An 8,973-nucleotide genomic window follows, 5' to 3' on the forward strand; every position below is an offset into this window, starting at 1 on the left:
GCCGCTCTCATTATCGATTATTTTGCAGACCGCTTCCCGGATCGTGCCAATCACTGCGTCGCTGTCGGATGTTATTTCTGTTAACTCAATCGAAAAGGTTTCTTCTCCCTCCGCCACGTTATCATCAATAAGCGGGACATTAATTTCCCATTCGCCGGAATATTTGTCGTTTATTTCCAATATACCGGAAACCGCCTGATAATCTTCACCGGCTTTAGCAGTACCATCTTTGGTAGCGTACGTTACAGTTACATTGCCGGTGTTACCGGTCCACCGTCGACGAGCTACAACCGGGTAGAGGGTTCCGGTAATGCAGTTTTCGTGCGAGAAAAATTCTTCATGCGTAAAGTTAATGATGCCGCCCGGGTTGTGGTCGCCGCCGCGATCATCGTTTATGCGGCACCGCATCTGTGCCGCGCCGCCCAGTTGTGCCCCCGATGCATCATGAAGCTCAATCACAAAATGCTCATATCCTTCAGGATCGGAGTCATCTATAACAGGAATCAGTATTGTCTGTCCGCCATCTTCGCCGTCGGCCCAGGTAAATGTATGTGTCGTTGCGGTGTAATCAGTGCCCGCTTCAGCGGAGCCGTCAACGGTCCGCAGGGAAACCGATGCAGGGCCGTCTTTACCGCCGGTCCGCATGACTGTAATGGGCACGCCGCCCTGATCGGCAAATGATTCGGGTACTTCACGGTAGGGGCCACAGATATTCACAACACCCGGGCCGGCAGGTGTGGTGTTGTTAATGAGTGCATCCGGATCGATCACGACATGCCAGACTCCTTTACCGCCGCGGCCGGTGACACCAACATGAAGCATTCGGTCCTCTGTCTGAATACAATGCTGCGCAGCCCGTTCGGGAAATCCGGCATTGCCGTGCTTTTCTCCGATTTTCAGGGCTGTTGTCCAATTGATGCCATCAGGACTGATATTGACAAACACGCGCGGCCGCCCGCTCCACATGCCGCCGGTCCGGGCCATTACATGCCATCCCTTCAGCGGCCCGCCATCGACGTCAAGAACGGTCCCATGCACATGGCTTGCTCCCTCTGCGTTGCAGTCAACATAGTCGCCCCAGCTAGTACCGCCGTCGGTAGAGTATGTTACATTGCCGATTCCCTGCGGCCAGCCGATATGGCAGGCCAATTGAGAATAATCGTAGTTTCCGTTGCTGGTCAGCGGCATGATAGGGCCGGGAATAAATTCCTGAGAATTGGTGCCGAATGTCGATACGGTCCAGGCATCGCCATCCGGTTCATTGCCGGTTATATTATTACCCGGAATGCGGACCATATATCCCTGATACAGAGTGTTGGTATATCTTGTTACATGATTACTCAGCAGGTCTCCACCGGGCAACTCGAGCGGTGCAGTCAGCAAAGCTGCCCCAACACTGCCGTTTCTTCCCGCAAACAAACCGTCATTGCTGGTATAGGTAAGTTGACGGTCGGACCAGGTATAGCCGTTATCGATTGAGCTGCGCACCCAGGTTTCGGTTGCCATATAATGGCCGTTCAAATGGAGATATACAATCAGGGGAGCGCCGTCTTTCTTCGGCTGGAATGGAACCGGCATATAGTTGTTCTCACCGTCATCGAGCACCTGAGGATGCTGTTGCCATTTTTCACCATCAAAACGGCTCATCATGGCAAAGCCCCATTGTTTCCATTCCTCATGCGATGCCTGCCATACATTGATCAAGTCGCCATTGCGACACTGGGTCATGCCGCCTTCATGCTGGTACTCAAGCGGTGCGGGTGGAATCAGATATTCATTGACAATCGCCTGGTAGCGAAGCTCATGCTCCATGTAATTATCTTGCGCAAACGACACAGCGCATGCTGCCGTAATAAGCCAGAGAACTTTTATTTTTGATAATCTCATAGCTGCCTCCTGTAGAATCTGAGTCGCGAATTTCGCGCCGAATGGATTATTGTGATGCATTATCGAGTGTAATAAGCAACCTGCTGTTTTTGGTCTGAAATTGTTTGCGTTCATTACCCGGAATTATTATATATGGAATTTATCGTAATCAGCATAAAAACACCACCGGCCTTAGCACGATATCAGAAGCGAATTTGCGCAAGCTGAGGAATTCGGCTACCGCAAAATACTCTGATTGACTTCTGCGGTCAATCCGATAGCATCAAGCTCACCCGCGACTTTCTTTGCCAGACAGGAAAAGAAAGATGAATCGAAATATTTGAAATCGGCAATATGGTTTCTTTTGTGAATTCGTTTAGAATCTACGATTGCATCGATTAAGACAGTATCAATTGGCGCCCCCGGTTCGAGATAGTCTATGACTTCCTGCAGTTTTTGTGAAGGATTTGCCAGCAAGTCGCCATAGTTAACATACAGCGCTTTCAACGGCTGTTTTCGGGAAAGCCACTTTTCCGCAAATTGTTTCCAGTAAACAATATTCTCTTCTGAAAACTTCTGCCAGGATTCAACACCTTCATCCTTTATCCATGAATGTTCGACCGAACTTACGGTAAAAAAAGATACCAGCGATTCAAGCGGATTGCGATATTGAATTATGTAGTTATAGTCCGGATTAACCGGTTGATCCAGGTGCATGTCGTGGTTTTTTTGGTAGGTCGTTTCGTGATCGGTGCAGGGAACGGTTTTGCAGTGATTGAAATATTCGCAATATTGAAATCGGTTAACCGCTATGAAATGATCATGACTGCTCAGCGATGTCCGGGGATCTTTTGCATAATAGCAGATAAGCAGATCGGCTAATAAATGATGGCCGCTGCGAGGATAGGTCACACACTGTATCTTTTTCACAAGCAAGGCCTTTTGCATTTAAAATGGATGAAATCCCGACGGTATCCTCCGGCAATTCGAAGCATAGTGCATTTTCACCTGTAATAATTGCCTGGACCGGTTCAATAAAAATAATAAAAGTGTATACATCCAGGTTATACAGGGCTCTGTATAAAAGCAGAGTGCCCTTATACCAATAGACATATACGCGTCAAAGGCATGTTTTGCTCGAATACAGAAACTAATCCCTTTTCCTTATTCAGGAATCGAAGACAATGTGGAGGACCAGGGCGATAAAGAATGCCGACCTCCAAAATGCCTCCACTTCCTCTGCCTTATTGCGTATACCGCTTCCGGTACTCGGTCGGTGAAATCCCGAATCGCTTCCGGAACAGGGTGGCAAAGTGGCGGGGATTATCGATTCCCACATAGTTGGCGATCTCCTTGACATCGACCCGGGTCTGGGTGAGCATGCGGGATGCTTTGTCCAGCCGGAGACTCGTTATAAACTTGGCCGGGGTGGAGAAAAAGCATTTATTCCAGTGCCTGAAAAAGCCGGCTAGGGAAAAACCATACTCCGAGGCCAGTTTTTCCAGATTGAACGGTTCCTGATAATGGTCCCGGATATACTGCTCGGATTCACGGATCCGCTTTTCCGCATCGGTCAAACGATGCTCGTGCTCGGCGATGCGGCTTTCGATTATCGCCATTTCCGCATGACGGTCTATCTTGTCTGTAACCCCCGGGATAAAAAGCTTTGAACTCAGCTTGAGCAGCAACTCAAGGTACATGGTTGTTGTCGGAAGATTATGTATTGTCCAGATGAGATCATCTTTTCTTTTCAGGCCCCAGCGAGCAAAGATATCCTTTTTTGTCATGACATAGCGGATATAGGTCTCTTTCCAGTGATCATCGGGGCCGTAGGTATAATGGAACCCGGGAACTTCAAGCAGGACAAAGGGCGCCTGCACCTCCTGTCGTTTTCGGTCGATTTCTATAAAACCATTACCTTCTGTAACAAAAGAAAAGGAAACATCACCAATAGGCCAGATTCGGTCGACTGTATGGGTTTTTTGCGGGATATGACCGATTGCAAATACCGGGGGAATGCCCGGCAATGTCCGTTTCAGATTATGGAGGTATTCAACAAAAAAGGTGTCTTTTACTGCGTCGGATTCTTTCATTTTTCACAACCCATTCGGCGAGCATAATTCTATAAATAATGTATAAAATAATGTAATGAAGGGCAAGGAAGAAGCAAATAATTGTCGGCGGCCAAAAGGTTATGCGATTTGAGGAATATTGCATATGAACAATCTGACAATGAGAATTAATGAAACATAATGATAATAATTTAAATGTATTGACCAGATAAATGCAATAAAATATAACAGTAGGTTACCTGTGTAATAAAAAATGTGTTGATATTGCCTCAGAAAACGATTATTATACTTCTAATTAGCCCCTCCCCTAATAAGCTAATTTGGTGGAAAATGGAAAATATGAGCTAAATAAATTGATTTGTGAAAAAATATAAGAAAAAAATAAACATAATAACAGAAAAATATTCAAAAAAGCATGCATTATAATCAAAAAGCTGTTACCCGAAGGGGGGATTACCAATGTCCAGATCAATAATCATATCCCTGTTTTGCTTTTGCCTTGCTTATGCCGGCATTCAGCAATCGTTTTATGTTGCGCCCAATGGAAGCGATGCCAATGACGGCACAGAAAGTCAGCCGCTGGCAACTATCAATGAGGCGGCTGAAAAGGTCGCAGCGATAAGCGGGAACATGACCGGCGATATCATTGTTTATGTGAAAGCGGGCACTTACTACCTTACCAGTCCGCTGGAGCTTACCGAGGCGCATTCGGGTACAAACGGATTTAGAGTTATCTTTAAAAATGCTGATGGCCTCGGGAGCGCACGGATTATCGGTGGTGAGCGGATAACGAACTGGGTTCAGCACTCAGGCAGCATTTATAAAACATCGGTAAACTGGAATTTCAATACTTTATACGAAAACAGCAAACGAGCCTGGAAAGCGCGCACACCAAACCAGGCAGATTTCAGTGATAAGGTCTACTTCCTCTGCCGGGGCGATTATTTCCGTGCCGGAGCCTGGCCGGGTGTTTCGGATTGGAGAGAGGTTCCCAAGCCTGCGGACCGGATGTATTACCGTCCCGGAGACTTCGATCCGAGCGGATGGGATATCGCTGATGCGGAAGTTTACTGCACCGCACCGGACAGAGCTTCATGGGCAGGACAGATACATGATATCGTTGGTATCAACGCTGCCGGGAATGAAATTCTTATCGCACCTGAAACTCCATGGTTTATAAGCAGGGAAAACACTGAAAGCGGGAGCCGGTATATTGTCCAGGGCATTCTGGCTCTTCTTGACGCTCCGGGGGAATTCCACCTGGATGTATCCGAAAACACCTTGTATTACCAGGCTATGGATGGTGAGATTGCCGCCCAGGAAATAATTGCACCGAAATGGAAACGACTTATTACAGTGATCGGATCATCGGAGCAAAATGTCGTTCGCAACATTGTATTTGAAGGACTTCATATAGAGGCTTCCGATTTCGAAGATTCCCTGATGTTTGTCAGTGAAGAACCGCAGGATGGCATGGTGTATATGAGGAATACCGAGCATATTACCTTTAAAAATTGTCATTTGAGCAATTCGGGTACCTGCGGTATTGTAATGATGGGATATGCACAGCACAACAGAGTTGAAGGGTGCCTGATTAAAAATATGGGAATTTACGGGGTGCAGATTTCAAATGATACGCCCGACCGTGATGTAAGCAAATACAATGTAATCACCAACTGCAGAATTCATCATGTAGCCCAGCAGGTATGTCACGGGTCCGGAACCATTTTTCATAATTCAAATAATAATGAGGTATCCTATTGCGAGATTTATTACAGCCAGCGCTATCTGGTAACGATGAAGCCCTATTCTACCGGGCTCGATGAGCCGCGGTTCAAAGCTTTTGCGGCTGATAATACGTTTGCCTACCTCGATCTTCAGTACAGTAATCTTGACAGTGGTGAAGGCGGTGCTATTGAAGCTTTTCAGCAGGGAGGAACGCCGATATACAATCAGATATATGTTGATTACTGTCAGGCGCCGCTTAAGAGCAGCGGCGCCTCTGAGACCAATTGGGTGGCAAAGACTGCTCGGGGAATCTATATGGATGAATCAGGAGGATCAGTATTTACAAATATTGAAATAGGGGATAATGTCGACGAACCCTATGCCGGCGGATCTCCGAGTTCTTCAGAAAATGTAAGCTGGCAAGCGGGTTTTGACCGTACAAAGATGGAGTATGACAAAATAGGCCTGAACTGCGATTTCCCGATTGAATACGGTGGCAGCGGCAAGAGCGGCTGCGGACAGGCTACCGCAAGCACTCTCGCACATACTCGCGCCGCAGTGAAGACGGTCGATCAAATGAAAACGGCACTGGTCAATGGCAATGACATTGCGCGACTCCTTCCCACTGCATCGGCCTATGTAGAAATATTCAATGTTCGCGGCCAGGTGATTGCATCGTTCAATTCTACGGAAATACGAAAAATCGATCAGGCAAATATCGCGCGGGGAATACATTGTATCAGAATATCGGAGATCAAAACCAAATAGTAGAATCATCAATAAACTATTACCTATAGGAGGAGTCATGATGAAAAAATTGAAGGAAAAACATCTGTACCTGGCGCTGGTTTTCTTTGCAAGCCTGCCGCTGCAGTCGCAGAACATTGTCAGCGAAATACTTTATCCCGATCAGAACACGACTTTTTACCTCGGTGATACCGTGTGGATCAAATGGACAACAAAGAACAATCAGAAAGGTGAGCTGGAATGTAAGCTTGCGGTTGAAGGAATGAATTATAATAATTATCCCCGTGTCGGACATGCAGATCCCTGGAATCGCGAGTGCACAATGAACGGGTCCATACCGGCAAATTCGCAGTATTTTTTCGAATACCCATGGGTTGTTTCCACAACCTGCAAATGTATCAATGTTACCGGTGTCCAGTTGGGATCCGAATGCAGCGGCAATGCCAACGGCTCGGAGAAGCAATACTGGTGGATGAAAGACAGCTATATTTCAAATGGACTTAACGGAGTTAGAGTGTATATGCGCTCCTACGAAAGTGGTACTGCGCTTTACTCTGATGTTTCGTTTAATGTCGATTATTCACAGCAACGTCCGGGAGGACCACAGAGCTTCAGCAAAGGGCAGGCAGTTACTGCCGATGCTCCGGGGCCTGTTTCGGTTTCCATCGCCAAAGTCCCCGGTGCACTGACTGTTGCCGTTGCCCGGACTGGACTGGTAATATGCAATGCTCAGGGTGAAGCATTTGATCCAGGCGGCCGCAGGATCAATCCAAATGCAATTGCAGCAATAAAATCGACGCTAGGAAAATAATATGAAAAAGGCTGTAATCTGTACTATGCTCCTGACAGCGGGGGTAGCTGCATGGTGCTTTGGTCAGATCCCCGCAGTGATAGCCGTCACGCACAAGCAGCTTGTTGATGAATGCGGTACATCGAATGTCAAGCTGGTCTTTATCTGGAACCGGAGCATGTATTACGTTGATTTTACGGAAAATGCGCCCTCGATACGGAAAATTGCCGCTGTTACCGATGCTGCAATTCCGGTAATCTCTCCCGACGGCAACTGGGTGACGTATGCCACGCAGACCACCCAGGACGGCGCCACCTTGAGTCCAAGCACCGCCTGGGTATGTCGCCTCGCCCATGATGGGCAACCCATGCAGGTGTCGCAATCCGACAATGGATTTGTGCCGCGTTTCATGCGCAGCAGGCTCGATACCCCCACCGTGATCTACAGCACCGCAGGATACCATCTCGACAATAAAAGTTATGCGTGGGATGGGGCTGGGATAGTTGCTGCAAAAAAAATAATCGATGGTGCGGTGGAATCCGGTGAGACAGTGGTGTTCAACGGCGGCTCGTATTTCGGCGGCATCTCTTACGATGAGCGCTACCTCGGCAGCGCCGAGAATAATGCCTACGCACATATTCTGGATCTTCAGGACCAGTCAAAAGTACCGTATGAAGTCCATTCGTTTCAGGTACGTTCCAGCGCAACCGGCCAAATGCTGCAGCACACGGTACAGACCTGCAACGCTTCAATGAGCAGCTCCCGGATTATCACCGATGCGATCATGTATGTAGATTTCGGGCTTATGTATGCCCAGTGTCAATGCACCTCTGCTATAGGACCGTGGGATTTTCATACGCGGCTTTTCATTTCGAAAAGTGACGCAACCATTCTTCGCTACTATGATATTCCCTCGGCCCCGCAGACTGCCGATACTGCAACTGCAGGCAATGGCGAGATTATCGGAAGGGAGTGGAGTTATCCTGAATGGTCAAACCATCCATACTTTGCAGTTACAAGTATCCTAAACCGCCGGCGGTATCTGGATCCTGCCATTTCATTTTTGATTCCGGTGGAACGCCGTGAGCGAATCACACTCATTAATTTGAAAGATTCAAGCTACACCGATCTCATTCAGTCAACCGATACTACCGCATTTGACTCGGATGCCAGTTTTATATTTCCCGGTTTATGGATAGAGGTGCCGTCGGATTTCATCGAAGAACCCGGCTGGCTGGGAAGGAGTAACCACATTAACCAACCCGTAGTCTCAAAAGGAATTTGCACCATAAACATACAAGGACGTACCGTATCGGCTGCATCGGGATTAAAGCGGGTGTCCGTATTCAGTTCGAATGGACGACTGATTACCGGTTTGCAGCGTAGCGGAGGGCACTTATTTATGCTGCCTCAGTCCGGAGCGAGCGGAATTGTTGTGATTTCTGCGGAGGCGTTTGACGGATCGACAATAATCCGCAAACATGTTCTTCCGTAATTCATTGCCGGGATTCATAGAGCGGCCACGTTTATATTTTATCTGTCTCCCCAACCTCGCAAAGTGCAAACGCAGGTACCGGTTCTTATGCTTATACTATTTTGAGAAAAATCTAAACACAGTTGAGAGCAAATTTAATCTATTTCTTATTAAATTACATAAAAACAACTAATCAGTATTCAACAGAGGACCATGGCATGATTCCCAAGCTCACTCCGGCCCTGCAGCAGCGTATCGACTCGATGCTGGGCTCCATGAGTCTGACCGACAAAGCC

The 8,973-nt window shown here is 47.5% G+C and carries 6 protein-coding genes; 3 read left to right on the forward strand and 3 right to left on the reverse strand.

Features of this window, described 5'->3' with window-relative positions; all coding sequences use genetic code 11:
* From GF401_09845 to GF401_09855, 3 genes are all read right to left on the reverse strand, one after another.
* Positions 1-2,001 (reverse strand): hypothetical protein (locus tag GF401_09845; GenBank protein MBD3345350.1); only part of this gene is annotated, 2,001 nt, incomplete at its 3' end.
* A 102-nt stretch (positions 2,002-2,103) separates the two neighbouring features.
* Positions 2,104-2,814 (reverse strand): hypothetical protein, encoded by a 711-nt coding sequence (locus tag GF401_09850; GenBank protein MBD3345351.1) that lies wholly within the window; start codon positions 2,812-2,814, stop codon positions 2,104-2,106.
* Positions 2,815-3,110: 296 nt separating this feature from the next.
* On the reverse strand, positions 3,111-3,959 hold the full coding sequence (locus GF401_09855; GenBank protein MBD3345352.1) for a helix-turn-helix domain-containing protein: 849 nt from the start codon (positions 3,957-3,959) through the stop codon (positions 3,111-3,113).
* Positions 3,960-4,397: 438 nt separating this feature from the next.
* On the opposite strand from GF401_09855, the gene GF401_09860 reads away from it, so the two are divergent.
* The 3 genes from GF401_09860 to GF401_09870 are packed head-to-tail and all read left to right on the forward strand — an operon-like array spanning position 4,398 to position 8,698.
* Positions 4,398-6,434, forward strand: a complete 2,037-nt coding sequence (locus GF401_09860) for a hypothetical protein (GenBank protein MBD3345353.1) — start codon at positions 4,398-4,400, stop codon at positions 6,432-6,434.
* A gap of 37 nt (positions 6,435-6,471) precedes the next feature.
* Positions 6,472-7,224: a hypothetical protein gene (locus GF401_09865; protein ID MBD3345354.1), complete on the forward strand. Its 753-nt coding sequence runs from the start codon at positions 6,472-6,474 to the stop codon at positions 7,222-7,224.
* Between the two features lies 1 nt (position 7,225).
* Complete coding sequence (locus tag GF401_09870; GenBank protein MBD3345355.1) at positions 7,226-8,698, forward strand: hypothetical protein; 1,473 nt, start codon at positions 7,226-7,228, stop codon at positions 8,696-8,698.
* Positions 8,699-8,973: the final 275 nt, after the last annotated feature.

The organism is Chitinivibrionales bacterium, from assembly GCA_014728215.1.
GTDB lineage: Bacteria > Fibrobacterota > Chitinivibrionia > Chitinivibrionales > WJKA01 > WJKA01.

Coding starts and splice junctions, on each gene's coding strand:
- GF401_09860 (MBD3345353.1), top strand. CDS start 4,398: ATGTCCAGATCAATAATCATATCCCTGTTTTGCTTTTGCCTTGCTTAT.
- GF401_09855 (MBD3345352.1), bottom strand. CDS start 3,959: ATGAAAGAATCCGACGCAGTAAAAGACACCTTTTTTGTTGAATACCTC.
- GF401_09850 (MBD3345351.1), bottom strand. CDS start 2,814: ATGCAAAAGGCCTTGCTTGTGAAAAAGATACAGTGTGTGACCTATCCT.
- GF401_09865 (MBD3345354.1), top strand. CDS start 6,472: ATGATGAAAAAATTGAAGGAAAAACATCTGTACCTGGCGCTGGTTTTC.
- GF401_09870 (MBD3345355.1), top strand. CDS start 7,226: ATGAAAAAGGCTGTAATCTGTACTATGCTCCTGACAGCGGGGGTAGCT.